The sequence below is a fragment of the Telmatobacter bradus genome, assembly GCF_048629425.1.
Taxonomy (GTDB): domain Bacteria; phylum Acidobacteriota; class Terriglobia; order Terriglobales; family Acidobacteriaceae; genus Telmatobacter; species Telmatobacter bradus.
Map to the genome: position 1 here is coordinate 4,020,791 of NZ_CP184532.1, position 16,140 is coordinate 4,036,930.

The 16,140-nt window shown below is 56.2% G+C and carries 12 protein-coding genes; 1 reads left to right on the forward strand and 11 read right to left on the reverse strand.

Annotated features, from left to right (window positions below):
• Positions 1–13: 13 nt before the first annotated feature.
• The 8 genes from ACOBR2_RS16540 to ACOBR2_RS16575 form a co-directional block, all read right to left on the reverse strand.
• Entirely contained in the window at positions 14–241 is a 228-nt protein-coding gene (locus tag ACOBR2_RS16540) for a hypothetical protein (RefSeq protein ID WP_420237207.1), read from the reverse strand.
• Positions 238–483: a hypothetical protein gene (locus tag ACOBR2_RS16545; protein WP_420237208.1), complete on the reverse strand. Its 246-nt coding sequence runs from the start codon at positions 481–483 to the stop codon at positions 238–240. The genes ACOBR2_RS16540 and ACOBR2_RS16545 overlap by 4 nt, the downstream gene beginning before the upstream one ends.
• Before the next feature lie 16 nt (positions 484–499).
• Positions 500–1,789, reverse strand: a complete 1,290-nt coding sequence (locus tag ACOBR2_RS16550) for a TrbI/VirB10 family protein (protein ID WP_420237209.1) — start codon at positions 1,787–1,789, stop codon at positions 500–502.
• A 2-nt stretch (positions 1,790–1,791) separates the two neighbouring features.
• Positions 1,792–2,625 (reverse strand): TrbG/VirB9 family P-type conjugative transfer protein, encoded by an 834-nt coding sequence (locus ACOBR2_RS16555; RefSeq protein WP_420237210.1) that lies wholly within the window; start codon positions 2,623–2,625, stop codon positions 1,792–1,794.
• 33 nt (positions 2,626–2,658) lie between these two features.
• Positions 2,659–5,028: a VirB4 family type IV secretion system protein gene (locus ACOBR2_RS16560; RefSeq protein ID WP_420237211.1), complete on the reverse strand. Its 2,370-nt coding sequence runs from the start codon at positions 5,026–5,028 to the stop codon at positions 2,659–2,661.
• Positions 5,009–5,272: a VirB3 family type IV secretion system protein gene (locus ACOBR2_RS16565; protein WP_420240027.1), complete on the reverse strand. Its 264-nt coding sequence runs from the start codon at positions 5,270–5,272 to the stop codon at positions 5,009–5,011. The genes ACOBR2_RS16560 and ACOBR2_RS16565 overlap by 20 nt, the downstream gene beginning before the upstream one ends.
• 9 nt (positions 5,273–5,281) lie before the next feature.
• Positions 5,282–5,668, reverse strand: a complete 387-nt coding sequence (locus tag ACOBR2_RS16570) for a TrbC/VirB2 family protein (protein WP_420237212.1) — start codon at positions 5,666–5,668, stop codon at positions 5,282–5,284.
• 140 nt (positions 5,669–5,808) lie between these two features.
• On the reverse strand, positions 5,809–6,816 hold the full coding sequence (locus ACOBR2_RS16575) for a LysR family transcriptional regulator (RefSeq protein ID WP_420237213.1): 1,008 nt from the start codon (positions 6,814–6,816) through the stop codon (positions 5,809–5,811).
• A gap of 322 nt (positions 6,817–7,138) precedes the next feature.
• Here ACOBR2_RS16575 and ACOBR2_RS16580 point away from each other — a divergent pair, with 322 nt between their 5' ends.
• Positions 7,139–10,525: a hypothetical protein gene (locus tag ACOBR2_RS16580; protein ID WP_420237214.1), complete on the forward strand. Its 3,387-nt coding sequence runs from the start codon at positions 7,139–7,141 to the stop codon at positions 10,523–10,525.
• 111 nt (positions 10,526–10,636) lie between these two features.
• On the opposite strand, the gene ACOBR2_RS16585 is transcribed toward ACOBR2_RS16580, so the two are convergent.
• The 3 genes from ACOBR2_RS16585 to ACOBR2_RS16595 are packed head-to-tail and all read right to left on the reverse strand — an operon-like array spanning position 10,637 to position 16,117.
• Entirely contained in the window at positions 10,637–13,849 is a 3,213-nt protein-coding gene (locus ACOBR2_RS16585; RefSeq protein ID WP_420237215.1) for a DNA polymerase III subunit alpha, read from the reverse strand.
• Positions 13,842–15,341 carry a DNA polymerase Y family protein gene (locus ACOBR2_RS16590; RefSeq protein WP_420237216.1) on the reverse strand — a complete coding sequence of 500 codons (1,500 nt, stop codon included), beginning with the start codon at positions 15,339–15,341 and terminating at the stop codon, positions 13,842–13,844. Before ACOBR2_RS16590 ends, ACOBR2_RS16585 begins: the two co-directional genes overlap by 8 nt.
• A complete protein-coding gene (locus ACOBR2_RS16595; protein WP_420237217.1) occupies positions 15,338–16,117 on the reverse strand; it encodes a hypothetical protein in 780 nt (259 codons plus the stop codon). Before ACOBR2_RS16595 ends, ACOBR2_RS16590 begins: the two co-directional genes overlap by 4 nt.
• Between the last annotated feature and the right edge of the window lie 23 nt (positions 16,118–16,140).

A 16,140-nucleotide genomic window follows, 5' to 3' on the forward strand; every position in this document is an offset into this window, starting at 1 on the left:
TGTGGTCGAACGGCTACAGGTACGGCGGACAGGTAGGGTCGAGCCTGTCCAGTGAGAAACATTTGTCGTGATCGAGAACAGCGCATGGAAGGCGCAATGTTCTTTCCGTGATCTCTACGAATTCGATCAGTGCGCTAGCGATGATGTTCTGTACCGCGGGCATCCTGAGGGCAACGAGCGCCAGCACGATGATTGCTGCGTATTTTGCGAGCCTGCGGTGATTCGTGATGCGCTGCGTCATATTTCCTCCTCGGTAAGCTGGCGAGCGATCTCTGGAATCATGGATACCCATACCTGTCCTGCCCGCTCGATGGCTTCTGCAATGGTGTAGCCAATCTCCTCAAGCCAGTCGGCGCGGTTGAGCACGAGCGCGACGGCAACCTTCTCTCCGGTGGACTGTACTGCCCAAGCGCCGCGGCCACAGCGCATGGCATTGCGCGCTTTGTTGAGCAGGTGCCGGTAGCGTCCGTTATGCTCACTCATGGAACTGTCTCCCGCGTTAGAGCGTGGGGTCCATGCGGTGTTCCGCATAGGCCGGGATGAGGATGTCTCGCCCCACGTACACGCGGGCGCGCGAGCCTTCTTTCAACGTGATGACCGGCAGACGGTTGAGGAAATGGTTCAATACCTGCTCGCCTTCGGCAGATGTTTGCTCAGAGATGCCATTGCGAATCTGCGTCGATGAATCAAGGACGCTGCTGTTGTTGCCGATCTGGGCAAGACCGCCCAAGCCGCCGATGGCCGCCGCTGCGCCGAAGGCCATCAGGTATCCGTGATCTACTTTGGTGGCGAGGCCTGTTGTTCCAATCGGATCGAGTCCGACGTACTTGTCGAAGTCGAGTGAAAAGCCATCGGGGCAGACTGCGCGGTGGAAGGTGACGAACATCTTGCGCTGTTGGGCGTTACCCACGCTCTGCACGGTGCCGATCAGGCGCGTTCCTTGCGGCATGAGCAACTGTTGGTGGTCATGCGAGTAGTAGTCGGTTGTCAGCATGACCAGGATCGGCCCGCTGAATCCGCCGTCAATGTGGTTGGTGACGACGCCTTCGAGAACCGTTCCCTCAAAGATCCGATAGAGCCGCCCCTGATACTGGTCGAACTCATACGATCCCATCGGGTCGGTCTTGGCATTTGCTTTTGCCTGTGCAGCAACGGGGTGGCCAGACTCTGCGCTGCTGCTTACGTCAGTAGTGGTTTTACCCAGCAGAGCTTCCGCCGCCGTTGTTGTCGGGGCCACAGACGCAGCAGCGGCAGTTCCGCTGGAGTGCTCGAAGTCAAGTGCCACGGTTCCGCTGTTGATGGCATCCTGCTTCAGCTTCTCCCGCGCCAGCGCCTTTTGCTTGACCTCGGCCTGGGCCTCGGAGACATTGGAGGTGTGTTGCGGCGCATTGGAACTGCCGCCGTAGATGGTGTCGCGCTGCGCCGTGGTCATCGGCGCAGCGTTGGCAGACTCGGGGCCTGGAGACGCCTCGGTGGCCTGAAGCTGTTGCATGGCCGCAATCAACTGTTGTTGCCGCTGTTTTTCATCGGCGTCATGCTGCGCCTGCAACTGTTGTTGCGTCTCGAAGCTCGACACCTGCTGTGCGTTCGGTGAAACCGGGCGCATCTGTAATGCGCTTGCTGGGGCCGCCTTTTTGTTGCCGCGCAGCAGACTCGATACGTTGGCGATGCCGAGTATGGCGAGAATTGCCACGAGCGCGATGACCACAGGCATACCCTTTTTAAGGGGCAGCTTTGCTTCGGGTTGCTCTGGGATAGTCGCGGGAGCGTTGAGGTTCTGTTCTGTCATGGCTACTTTGTGCCTCCCACACGATGGAATTCAACCTTCTGCTTGCCGATGGCCAGATACCCGTGTTCCAACAGCTTGGGCACGGTGTAGAGCCCACCGTTGAAATCGAAGTTGATAAGCGAACCCTTGTTGTCTTTCAATTCGTAGAGCGCCGGAGTTTCCTGGAAGACGCCGCGCAGGTAGGTAAACTTGTCGTCCCGCCAGATTTGCTGGAGCCCGAGTTCCTTGGCCTTCTTCTCGTCCCACACGTAATCGAAGTGCAACAAGCCGGGATACTCCGAGCGGTACTGCTCGGCCTTGGCCTGTTCCGCTTTGATTTCGGCTGTTTGAGCGGCTTTCGCGGCAGCAGCTTCCTGTTTCGCCTTATCCAGTTCCGCCGCTGATACGAATACGGGAGGCTGCACCAGACGATCCTTTCCAGTCTGATCGCCGGGATTGAGGAAGACCTTGGAATCGAAGTGCGGATCGGGGTCAATGGAGACCTCTTTCAACTGAAGCGTGTATTCGTTGCCGTGGTCGGAAATGATGTGGATGTCCGTGGCGGCGTTTGCCGTCTTCGGCTTCACGCTGATGAAGCGCGAAGCCAGATGGCCGCCGTCGAAGATCCAGTTCACTGTGTCGCCGGCGAAGACATTGGCGACCTTTTCTTCGGCGGGCAATACGATCAGCGTTGATTGCAGCAAGCCAGCGCGGACCTGCGGTGGCGTCTCCGCTTCCGTGACCGTCACGGTGCGCGGCGCACTCGGTTGAAGTGGATGCGGATCGGTAGCGGCGTGCAACTGGCCGGAGGCCAGCAGCAGACCAAGGCCGATGGAGACAGGAATGGGAGGTCTCATGTCGTTCGTGTCCTTTCTGCGGTGAGTTTTCGGTTATGCGGTTTCACCCGGGGCAAAGCGAGCAATGCCCTCGGTGAGCCCGTACTTGGCAATGAGCTTGGCGCGGCGTACGCGGTCCTTGGGTTTGGTGGAGAAAACCGCGTAGCTGCGGCTGTCGAGGTTGAGCCGGACAACTTTCGTCAGCCCGTCGCGGCGCATATACAACCCTTCGCGGTCCTGCAAGCTCTCGAAGAGAGCGAGCTGTTGATCGTTCATCTTGAAGAGTTCCGCATACCGCTTGCGGTTGAATGTGGCGTCTTTGAGAAACAGAAACGACGTGCAGGAATTCACTATGCTGTCAGCGTTTGCGCCCAGGTCCTCTGCGGACTGGCCGATCATCGTCACGCCGCCGAGGTTTTTGCGGACGGTCTTGATGGAGGCGAGTGCGCCATCCAATAGCTGCTTGTTCTTCATCGAAGAGAAAATCTCTTCGATGAGGATGTGTTTGGGAACGCCGAGATTGGCCGGGTTGTAGAGAACGTCATTGATCCGCCTGAGCAGCCAGACCATCACTGGTTCGATCAGGTCGGCGTATTGCTCATTGTTCACACCCTGGAAGTCGAAGCACTGGAGGCGGGATAACGAGAGGCTGTCTTCCACGTTGTCGAAGACAGCGTGATAGACGCCGTTGCCAACCCACTTAGACAGATACCTGTCTAATTTCTTGGGCAGGAATAGATTGGACAATCGGCGGTTTTCGGCATCGAGCAGATACATATCCCGCACGGCCTTGTGAATTACGTCATCGTCTTCCGGTTCCAACTCCGCGCCGCCATTGGTCAGCAAGAGCTTCACGAACGAATAGAGAAACGTGATATTGCTCTCGGTGGGTTCGAGCGCGAAGGGATTGACGCGCGGGCCGTCCTTGCCGATACGGTCCACGCGGCCACCGTAGAGTTCAACGACGCTTTCATAGCTGCCGCCGATGTCGAAGATGTATGTGAAGCCACCGTATTTTTGCTCCAGCGCGACGGTGGCATTGCCGACCACACTTTTGCCCGATCCGGTTGGTCCGAGGATGAGCATCACCCGCACTCCGTCCACATATACGTCCTGAAAAAAGGGCGTCCGTGTGCGCGTCTCGAAGATGTTCAGGTACTCGTTATCCAAGTCCTCTGAGTACGGATGGCCGAGATGCGGCACGAAGATGGAGGACAGACGGGCATGATGATCTTCCGCCAGCCACATGGGGAAGACGTTGAACTTGTGGTTACCGGGAAACATGGCGTAGAAAGCGGAGAGATTGCCAAGCGTTTCCTCCATCACCTGCGCACGCGCATCGACGAAGACGCGATGCACGGCGGGCGCGATGCCGCGCAGTTCATCCAAACTGCGCGTGGCCACAAGCAAGTGCAGCGAATATTCCCCCTGCGCTTTTTTGTCGAGCGAGCGGATGACTTCGCCAAGATCATCGACCTGCGTGTTGGCGGCTCTGGCACCAGCGCCGGTTTCAAGTGACGCCGTATCGTGTCCGCTCATGACGCGCGTCAGCACTCCGACTTTGAAGAAGGAAATGAACTTTTCCTGAGCGTCGATCTCGCTTCGCGCCGCAGTGGTGGACTTCGGCCGCCATGTCGAGCACAGGATACTGTCGCAATCGAGTGTCATCAATCCTGAGAACAGGCAGGGCCGCGATGCCTCCGGTGTCGTCTTCAACGAAAACATCTGCACGTATCTGCGGCCGATGGTGAGATGGTCGCTGTGCCATGCGACAGGGTTTTTCACGATCTGCCGGTCCACGCCGTCATCGGCGGACAGCGTGTCCTTTGCCGCCCACTCTTCGAGATTGAACAGGTAGCTGAAGAACTGATAGACCGCGTTCTTCTCAAGCAGCCGCAGTCCGAGTGTGCCGCAGAGATGGCCTTCGAGCAGCGTGGCCGTCTTTTCAAGGTCGGCCAGCATCCGCGTCGTGTCGGCGGCGTGTTCCTTCGGCTGATGTGCGAAGGCGGCTGCCTTCGGTGGTTCCAGTGTCAGGCACCAGTGCAAATCGATGCGCCGAAAGCCTGCCGTCTTTTCAAGAAACGTAAGCCGGTCATCCACAAAAACCTGCGTGACCGGACTGGCGTAATGCTCCTTTCTTGGCAGATCGAAGCCTGACATAACGCGCGTGTACTGGTGCAAGCACGATCCCTCGGGTAGTCCGCGCAATGCGCCTTCAATCGACCGCATCTCGGCTTCAAGCTCCTGGTCGGTCAAGCCTTCTTCGTCGAGTCCAGCAAGAGAGAACAGACATCCATAACCGCCGCCCTTGAGCGTGAAGATCCGGTCATTGATGAAGCGTGCAATCGGAACGATGCTGCACGCGGCTCGGGCCTTGGCGAACCACGGGGTGTATTTCAACTGCTCAGTGTTTACGCGGGTCATAGTAGGACCTCTGGCTCAGACTCAAGCCCCAAAGCTCGAACATCTTCGGATGTTTGCGAACGATCAGCCACGCACTCACGGCAAGCGCGGGAAAAGCGATCATCGCCACCACGCGGAACCCAACGAGGAAAACCGTTACGCAGACGAATATGATCGCCATCCATGCTGTGAGGTCGAGGCCCAGTTTGGCCCTCGGTCGATTCAGCGCTTGGTTGATTGGTAACGGTTCTCCTCGCTTGGTCATGGCCGTCACCTACTGCATCGTCTGCCCGGTGAGCGAGCCAATCCAACCAGCACCCCATCCGAGAACCCCAGCGCCGAACAACGCGCCAAAGAGCCCTGGAATGGCGTCCTGGAACCTTCCCGACATCATGCGGATTCCGGCGAAGATCAGACCGCCGAAACAGATGACCGCGCCCGCATAGATGGCGAAGGTCTTGAAGGTTGTCATCAGCGTGGTTGCCCCGGAGAAGTCCATCGTCCCCTGGGCATGGGCCACGCCAGCAAGCGAGAGCGCAAGAAACGTCGGCCACAGCGCGTGCGCTGTGCGACGAAGATTGTGTTTGGAGAGAGGTTGTGCCAATCGTCTGGCAAGGCGGGCTGTCTTGTGGAGAAGAATGATTCTGCTGCGAGGAAACATCGGCACCTCCGGTGGCCCTGTTCGGGCTGGAATATGCCGTGATCATTGGCGCAAAATGATTCTTCGTCCAATACGTTCTATTTATCGGCCGATAGTTCGCAGTTATCGGCCCCCGTTATCTGGTGCAAATTCAGCAACATTCAGAGATGAAGCAATAACTGGACTGGGGTCTTATTCGCTGTTGCGACTGGCTGCTTGATGCTTGCAACGGGCTTCCGGATGTTCAGAAGAGGAGCGGGGACGCCCTGTGGCAGGCTTTTCTCAATGTGCCTTTGGAGCTTCTTTACCAGAATTGGGATGGTCTTGGGATAGCGTTCTTTGTGGTAAACAACGGCAGTGTCCACGGTCCAGTCAACTCCGGCAACAGAACGTGTCGTCAAATCCTCCTCCAGCGGAGTCCCTTCGCGGATCAAGGCGAAGCCATACCCCTCCTTGACTAGCGTCAGCATTTCGGAGGGATGGGAGGCACGCGAATACTCTTCGACAGTGACTCCGACGTCGGCCAGGAACTCCAGCAATCTTTGGTGAGCGTCAGGGTGCCTTTGCGGGTGATAGAAGATTGCGAGATTGCTTTGTAAATCGGTCGCATCCAAAGCGGCTTTGGATGCAAGCACATGGTCCTTGCGCAGGCACACCACAAGCCTGTCGCGGCGGATTTCTTCAATGTGCAGCTCGGGATGCTTCAAAGGAAGGGTTACGATTGCGGCATCGATCACGCCATCCGCGATCTCTTCGGCCAATTGGGCAGTATCGCCATGGGTTGGCCGAATGGAGCATTTCGGCATCAGTTCCTTATGCGACTCACAGAAGACGTGAAACAGTGCCTGATCGACGAGTGGCGTTGATCCGAACCGCACGGAGTTGATTTCGCCCCGCTCGATCTCGATGAGTATGTCGATAATTTCGTCGCGAACTTCAAGGAGAAAAGGAGCCAATGCCAGGAAAGCTTGGCCGGTTCTGGTTGGATAGATGCGTCCGCTTTTGGATTTGCGGAAGAGGCAAATGGAGGCGTTGTCCTGAAACTGCCGGGCCTGGACCGTGAGATTGGGCTGGGAAGTATGCAGTTCATCCGCGGCAATGCGAAATCCTCCTTTTTCGAGGATCGTGAGCAGATACCGAAAGTGACGAAACTCCGCCCAATCGTACATTGCCCCCCCTTCGCACCACGCAACAAAGGAGGCGTTGCCGATCGAACTGAGAACGAGACTTGCGACGCCTCCGCTTGTGGAAATCCTGCCACGGGTAATAGGCAGTTGCAACAAGGAGTTGAAATTTGGCCAAACTTACTCTAAGCAGCCTATGCACGCATCTAAAGCGGCTTCCAGACATGGCGCACAAGTTCGTGAAGAACGGTTCGTTACGGTGCCGCACCTCGATGGCAGATTGTCTCACGCAGCTTCCTCAGTACGCAGCAGCGGCGTGTGATAAAATTCCCGCAAGAATACACACTAAGTATTTTGTGGCATTGGCATGACGCTTGTCTGGCCCAAATCGACTCTCACTCTTGGGCTCCGTCTTGCAGGCGCTGGCATCGGCGCGGCTATCGCAGGGCCGCTCGGCGGTGCGCTCGGCTCCATTGCTGCCGGTGTCTTTGGCGAATCCATCAAGACGGTCATCGAGAGTTACGCTAAGAATATGGGCGAGGAGTTCGGCAAGAAGTTGTTCGACGCCGGCACGGATTCCCTGCTCGAACGGCTGAAGGCGTCTACGCCCGATCTCGGCGCGGCTTGCCGTGATGCTTTGCGGCGGAGCCTAGCGAAACTCCAAGCAGACCTTTGTCTGCCGGAATCCGAAGAGTGGAAGACGTGGTTCACGAACTGGGATAAGGTCCTCGGCTCAGAGGACGCGCTCCTCTTGAATGGCATTGGCACCGGAGAAGATCCCGGCCAGGCCGATCAGCTCTTCCATGATGTTCTAGAGTCACTGGACGCGCAGGCCCGTGCGCGGCGCAGTTGCAGCCTTTCGCTGCAACAACACGAGCGCTCTCTACCCAAGATGCTCGGCCGGTTCCTGGAAGAGAACCTACCCGCAACCTTTCAGAAGGCCTTCGAGGACTTGATTACGGATGCAAAATATGAGAAGACCTGGAAACAGGTGGATGGGATTTTCAAAAGGGAAGTTATAGATACACTCCGGAGGATGGAGCAGGCTATTAGTGAACTCTCCCAGAAGTCAAATAGCTACCTACGGGGCGATCCTAGGCCCTTGCTACTCTGGTACGCTAAGCAGAGCGAGCAGCGGGAACGCATTTATCGCAACGAACTGAATAAGCGCGAGTCGACCGTTCCGCTGCCGATGGAGCCCCATTGGGCTGCGTTCGTCGGGCAAATAGAATGGCATGACTATATCAAAAACGGTGTAGATAAACTTGATAGAACTCGCTCTGAGCTAACCCGTTATTATCTGGACATCCCGCAGATTCCAGCAATTAGGTACTCCGATAATTACGACGGCATCGTCAAATGTCTGAGGGGAATCTGTAGCGGAGAACTGTTCTTATGGGCGCAATCCAAGTTCAATGAGATCGAGGAACATAGGCAACAGTCATCGAGGACACAAAATGGAACAAATCGTACGAACAACGATAGTTTAACATCCCTCATCTACAGGATGAAAGGTCAACTGAATAGCTTGGCAGGCGAAGCCGAAAATCCTGCATTCGGCAAATGCCTGATGGTCGTAGGCAATATGGGGTCTGGAAAGACACATTTTCTTTCCTCGATTATGTCGCACGATAATAGAGATCAGGATCGAGAATATCTTGTATTGATCATTCGACCACGCGACATCGGCGATAATATGCCCGCAGAGTATCTGCTCAATGCGATATGTGTTCACACTGGAGTGAAATGGAAGAATTTAGAAGAATTTGACAATTATCTTTCCTCGTTTGAAAACCCGCCAAAGTTGATGATTGCTATTGATGACATTCATACCATGCCAATTGACGGGAATTTTCTTTACAGACTGAAATCCTTCATAGTGGAGAACACACAGCTTCATTCTCTCTTCTACATATTCACTTTAGATCACCAGTTCTACCTGCGCGTAACCAGCCCTGATTCTTTCTGGGACACCTATAGGTACGTTTGTCGCGATGAAAATGCGACCGGGGGAGAGACTACAGGAGTTGGCGGAATCGGTGCGTGGATTCAACTCGATGAGCTAAATTGGCAGCAGCAGACTGGGGTTGAGATTATCCGTGATGTAGTCAAGTCCGAGGCTAGTTACCACGATAAGCTGCTTTTCGAATTCGACCATATAAGTAAAACTAACCTGCGGCATCTCACAAATCCATTTATAGCTTGGTCGTTACTAGGCATTCGCAATCAGCTTGTAGATAGATCATTGGTGGACCTTAACTTCATCGATTTTGTCAGCGAGTTCTGGAAAAAAATGTTGCCGCGTCTCACATCGGATAGGCAGATTCAAATACGGCTGGGTAACTGTACTCGTCTGATCGCCGGCTATTTGAAGGGGGTCGGTAACGTTTCTCCCACTGAAAGTGAACTTCAAGATTTCATCATAAAAAGAGCAGAAAATAGGTTAGTAGATCTGGCACTGCCCGGAAACGTTTCCGAATCCATACAAATGCTAGAGCGGGGAGGCGTGTTACGCAGGTTCCATATTCCAGATAGCGAAGTTGAAACGATTCACAAAATTGAGTTGATATTCGATGTTTTCTGGAACTGGAATCTCAGCAAAAAATTATTTTACGAACTTACACTCGCGGCAAAGAAGAACTCGTCGAAAGCGTCGATAGATCTTTTGGAGAATTGGTTTAAGGACGATACCCATTCAAATACGGCCTCCGGCACTTTGGAATTTCTTTTGCTGACGATCATAAAGGAGATTGGTAGTTTGACACCCCGAGTGAATGATATATGGCGCTGGGCTGCCATCTCACCCAAGGCCCCGACAGGAGCTGTATGGTTCGCCGCTTCGAAGATCCACGGTACGATCCGGGATGGCCTCGCGCTTTTGTTGCTGCGCCCGCAGCATGAGCTACGCGACCAGAACCGAGATCTTTTTGGCCTTATCTATTTCGTCGCATCATTGTCCGGAAACCTACCAGATGGATTGACCACTTCTGATATCTTTGTCCTTCTGAAAAGATACTACTTTGCTCTTAAAACCGCCTCGCTTTCTGATTACTTCATCTATACTGTACGGCGTTGTCTCCCGTGCGCCCGCACAATAAGGGAGGTGGTCGATACGATGGTCCAACTTAGCGGATGCGAAGTCATGGGAGGAGCTGTAGCGAAAGAAGTAGCATTGCTGTCTATTGAAGCGCTGGCGCGGTTCAACAGTGATTGCGCGACTCTGGTTTCCCCTGTGCTTCAATACCTGAAGGCAATTTCCGATAGGTGGATTAATACCTCGAAACCCAGCTCAAAGGAGCGTTATTTCTATCGGGACTGGGTCCTCCATTTTTACTGCTGGCGCTTGATCAAGGCAATAGGGATCGAAAATGCCCACAACGTTCTTGCGGCTGCTGGTTGGTATCGTGCCGACCAGTTAGGCGTTCGTCAACCGCTCGCACATGAGATGATCCAGGAGCTGAACTTTGCTTTTGCAGATTGGTATAGGACTAATTGGTCGGAGTCGCAGGTACGAGAAAGTTATCAACTTTTAGTCTCCCGTCTTGCTGCCAGCACGAATAGAGCAGAACGTGAGGCCGCCTTCTACATGATCCGACATACCCGCGCAATCCAGGGACGAAGAGCGTTCAAGGTGGACGTATTATTTCGCCCTGCCCTCGCTCGTATAGCCGCCGATCCAGAACTAGCAAATGTTACCGTTCCGAATGCCGGGTTCTTTCGCATCAACGGCGTACTCGTTTCTGCTGTGAAATAAGTTAGTTGTTGGTGAAGCGTCTACGCGGGGACTGAGCCGAGTGACTAGCGATCCGGTAGTAATCTGCACGTCCTCCGGTGATTACTCCCGGTAAGCGCCCTAGTGTACAGTCTAGTGAAAGTCATGGGAAGAGATTGCGACTTCTGGCATCTGGAATGGAGCAATGGTTTTGGCCTTCACATGCACCACGCCATCATTATTCTGGAGTAAGCCGTGGATATGAAGGAAACGATGGTGTGTTACGGTCAGTCGCTCATGCTCGAATAGATCGGGCGTGAGAATAATGTTAGCGATGCCGGTCTCGTCCTCCAGAGACAGAAAGACAAATCCCTTGGCCGTTCCAGGACGCTGGCGCGCAATCACGCATCCTGCAATATGGACCATTATGTTCTGCGCGCAGTGGACGAGGTCGGCAGCAGCCACGCAGCCCATCGCACGCAAGGAACTGCGCTGATACGCGAATGGATGTGGTCCGGTGGTCAGGCCGATGCCGGAAAAATCCGCGTTCAGACGCTCGTCGGTAGTCATGGCGGCGAGCGGCATCGTATCCAGCTCACGATCCGCAATGCCACGCAAGAGTGAACCAACCGGGCGACCAGCCTTCTCAACCTGCCACAGCGCATCGCGACGATGGGCAACAGTGTCGATGGCATTGAGTGCACCGATGCATGCCAGGATGACCAACTCGCGGCTATTCAACGCGGGTACGCGCAGTGTAAGGTCATCAACGGATTCAAAGTCGCCATGCTGCATTCGCTCGCTCAACAAAGCTTGAATCGCGGCAGACCGCATGCCGCGCGCATAGTTGAATCCAATACGCAATGAGATCGAGTGATCCTCTTCGTGTTCAAGAGAACAGACCGCCATGGAACACTGCAAATCGATGGGGCGCACGCGCAGGCCGTGACGCTGTGCATCCTTGATGAGTACGGCAGGCGAATAAAACCCCATCGGCTGATTGTTGAGCAGCGCACAGGTGAAGGCTGCCAGATAATGCACCTTCAAGTAAGCCAAGGCATAGGCGATCAGCGCAAAGCTCGCTGCATGGGACTCCGGAAATCCATACATGGCGAAGGACGAGATGCTCTGCACGATGTTGTCCTGCGCCTCGGGGCTGATGCCATTGCGAGTCATACCAGAACGCAAGCGTCCTTCCAGGTTCTTCATGCGTTCCATGGAACGGCGCATACCGACGGCGCGGCGCAGCTCATCGGCTTCGGCTCCACTGAAGTTGGCGATAGTCATCGCCATGCGCAGAAGCTGTTCCTGAAAGAGCGGAACACCTAGCGTTCGTTTCAGCACCGGTTCAAGCGAAGGATGTGGGTAAGTAACCTCCTCTTTACCCTGGCGGCGACGCATATAGGGATGCATCATCTTGCCTGCAATTGGGCCGGGCCGAATGATGGCGACCTGCACCACGATGTCATAGAAACGGCGTGGAGCATTGTGCGGAATCGAAGCCATCTGTGCGCGGCTCTCCACCTGAAACATGCCGACAGTATCTGCCTTGCAGAGCACGTCATAAACCTTGGGGTCCTGCGGCAATGCAGCCAGATCGACTTTGGTGTTGTAGTGCGGCGGGATCAGCTCAATGGCCTCCTTGAGCACGGCCATCATGCCCAGCCCCAGCAGGTCTACTTTGATGAGGCCAAGATCAGCGCAGTCTTCCTTGTCCCATTGGATGACGGAGCGACCCGGCATTGAGGCACGTTCAATGGGGACGACGCGATTCAGCATGCCTGCGCAGATCACCATACCGCCCGAGTGTTGTCCCAGATGGCGCGGCAGATTCTTCATGCGCTGGCAGATGTCGAGATAATGCGCAATGCGCGGATGACGAAGATCGAAGCCTGCTTGCGCAAAGCGATTTTCCATCGTATCGTTTGCACCCTTCCACTCCCAATGGCCCATCAGACTGGAGATCCGCTCGGTCTGCTCCTCTTGAAAGCCCAGCGCCTTGCCCACCTCGCGTGCCGTGGAGCGGCCACGATAACTGATGACGTTGGCGGTCATCGCTGCTCCCAATTGCCCATAGCGTTCGTAGAGATACTGGATCACGTTCTCGCGCTCGTCGCCTGAAGGCAGGTCGAGGTCGATGTCCGGCCACTCGTTGCGGCTCTCGTTGAGAAAGCGCTCGAAGAGCAGCTCCATGCCAACGGGATCGACTGCGGTAATTTCCAGCGCATAACAGACCACGGAATTCGCAGCTGAGCCTCGTCCCTGGACGAGAAATCCCTGTCGCTGGCAGTAACGAACAATGTCCCAGACGATCAGGAAGTATCCGGCAAAGCCAAGCTTGGCGATCAGCGCAAGCTCGCGCTGCACCTGAGCACGCGCCTTGGTCAATAGAGATCGCTTGTCCGCTTCGCTGTAGCGCTTGCGCACGCCTTCGTCCACGCGCTTGGCGAGGAAGCTGTCCATGGTCTCGCCATCGGGAACGGGGTAATGCGGGAACTGATAGCCGAGATTGTCGAGCGTGAATTGCAGTCGCTGGCTGATGATCTGTGTGTTGGCGATCGCCTCGGGCAGATCGCTGAAGATAGTGCTCATGGCTGCGGGGGAGCGCAGAGCACGAGCGCTGTTTGCAGCAAGCAGGCGTCCAGCGCGATTAAGCGGCACATGATGACGAATCGCCGTCAACACATCGAGGACTTCGCGATCCCTCTCTGTTGCCGCGCGCACGCCGTTGGTGGCTACCATGGGTATTTGCAGACTGGCTGCCATCGACAACAGCGTCTGATTGCGCGCTTCTTCATCACGCAGTTGATGGCGTTGCAACTCAACGAAGAGGTTTCCGCGTCCATAGATTTCTGCAAGCCGTTCTGCAACCTTATGCGCCTGATCTGTCCCACCTTCGGCAAGAGCAGCCGTAAGTGGTCCTTCATCTCCACCAGTCAGGCAGATCAATCCGGCAGAAAACTCGGCAAGATCGTCGAGCGTGGCTGCGCCTTCCGTCTTGGTTGCTTCGCGCATCTTGAAGCGCGTGATCAGTTGGCATAAGTTTTGATAACCCGCTTGCGAAGCGCAGATCAGAGTAATGCGTGCAGGTTCGTTTTGCTCGGTATGCGGCAGCCATGAGGCCGGTTGCAGTCTACGGCCAAACGAGGAGACGGCAATCTCCGCACCGATGTGTGCTTTTACGCCACAGCGTTTGGCCGCGGTGTGGAAGCGCGCCGCTCCATAGACGCCATTGCGGTCGGCAATCGCCAGTGCAGGTATCCCCAACTCGGCCGCACGCTCGGCAAGCGACTCCGGTGCGGAGGCCGCTGTTAGAAAACTGAAGGCGCTCGATGCGTGCAGTTCGACGTAGGGTTCATCAGTCAAGCAGCGCCTCCAAGCGCCATTCGGCACGCAGGCGGTCGTGCGCCAGCAAGAAGCACAGAATCTGTCCGCGACTATCGCGCGCCATTACATCCCACTCCTCTTGATCCCATGCATCGACAGACCACCAAGCGCCGCTCGTACGCCATGGTCCATAGGCCACGGTTACGCGGAAGGAGTCATAGATGTCGCGAAAGAAGCCGGGTTTGCCGTCGGCAACCAGCATCATCTCTAACATGCGCGGTGGACGAACACGGCGTAGAGCGGTGCGTTCCAGCGGAGCCGTGTGCGTTTTGGCTACAGAATCTGTGCGAAATGGATCGAGATGAAAACTGGCCGGGAGGTGCGAATCTTCTAGCACTGGAGTCCCTACGCGATCTTCACCGACCATCGCCTTGATGCGCGCCAGCGTCATATCCAACCGCGCCGCTTCAGGCGTCTGCGGAGCAAATAGCCCCATCTGCACTTTGCTGGTCTTGCCCGGTTCGGCGTGTAGCGTCATCGCGAGTACTGCAGCCTGCGGAGGGTGTGCGGCCAACTCCATCTGCAATAGCTTGAGCAAAAACCTTTTGTCTTGCGAGGGCAGTGCGGGATGCACGGACAACGATTGCCGCGGTGCGCCTTCCAGTACCAACTCTGCCGAGAGTGAGGCCAACGCCAGCGCATGTGCCATGGCGCGATCGATCAGACAATCCAACATGCGCGCGGCCATAAAGAGCAGTCCTTCTTCCTGCTCTACGGGCGTGTCGAACTCGTAGACCTCCCGCAGCGCGAAGGCTGCCTCGATGGGCTGGAAAGTGTGGCTCGCAGCGCCGCGCGCCATGGCCTGCCACTCGCGCGCACGAGCGCCCAGCCGCGCAATTAGTTCCGACTCCGGCAGCGCAGCCAGGTCGGCAAAGCTGCGAATGCTCCACAGTTCGAACTTCTCTTGCTGTTCAAAGCTCAGATCCAGCGCATGGAGCGGAAGCAGCGCCAGCGTGTCCGCTTCCGCGCCCGCAGCCACAATACATAATCCGCGATGCGCGGCAGCCTTCAGGCGCGCCGTATGAAAGTTGGCGCTCAGTACAACACTGATATGCAGCCCCACGGCTTCCATTGCATCCTTGATCTTGGTGGCCAGCACATTCGGCGGACCAAAGAGCAATTCGCTGCCCATCACATCGAGGACTATCGAACATCCAACGCCAGCGGGAACAACTTCCATGCGTGGCGTGAACTGTGCTGCTACCTCCAACATCACGGTACGCGCCGCCTGCTCCACGGCGAGCGAGCGATCAAGAATCTTCAATCCATTGAGCGCTTCGGCATCCATGCGCGGAAGTCCACGCACGACTCCGCATTGCGCAGCAGCACGATTCATGGAACAAACGCAGGCATCGTGCAGTGGTCCCTCCACAATCGCTACAGGCTCGACTTTCAGGTCGGTGCGCAAGCGCAACAGAGCCTGTGCGGCAAATTCCGTGGCATGAACGCAGGCATAGAGTTCGCGGCTCATGCGGTTCTCTCCGCGGCCCAGGCTGTGGACGCTGTCCATGCAACAGCGGGCGGCTTCCGCTGCTGTGAGAATTGCGTAAAGCGCTCACGTCGACGGCTCACTTCGTATCCACAGCGGCTGAGCACCGTTCCCCCTTGCGCTTCCGCACGGAGCGCAGAGCAGTCAAGCACTACAGCCGCACTTGACTGCGCATACGAAGCCTGCCCCAATACCAGCAGTGTGCAGCGCGTGCGGTCCGCAGCCTGACGAAAGCGAAACCAGGTAGCCAGTGGAATCCGCATGCCCTGTGCTGGATCGACACCGCCCAGATCCAGCACCAGCGCCGCAAATCCCCCCACTTGCAATAGCAGGTCAGTGGCCCGCAACGCTTGATCGAGATGCGACCAGCTTTTCTTTGCGCGCCTGTTTTTTGTCATGGGCAAAGCCACGCTGCTGTTCGTGCAGCGAATCCACAACAGCAAGGGCAGATGCACACCGCTTGCCGCAGCCGATTCCGGATCGAGCGCATCGCATGCATCCACCCAGGCGCAAACCTGCCCACGCGCGGTACAACTGGCCAGAAAAGCCAGCGATAGCGTCGTTCGTCCAGAGCACTCCGGACCGACCACTTCGCTGATTGCTCCCACGGGCAGCCCACCGTCGAGCAGCGCATCGACAGCGGCAATGCCGGTCCCCGCCGTCTCGCGGAAGGTGCGCGGCATCGGCGAGAGCGCCGCCGGGAAGCGGGTCGCGAGGGATTCTTCGATCTGGAGTCGTAGGGCAGCAGCAGTGGCCATATTTCGCCTTACATTCGCCTTTT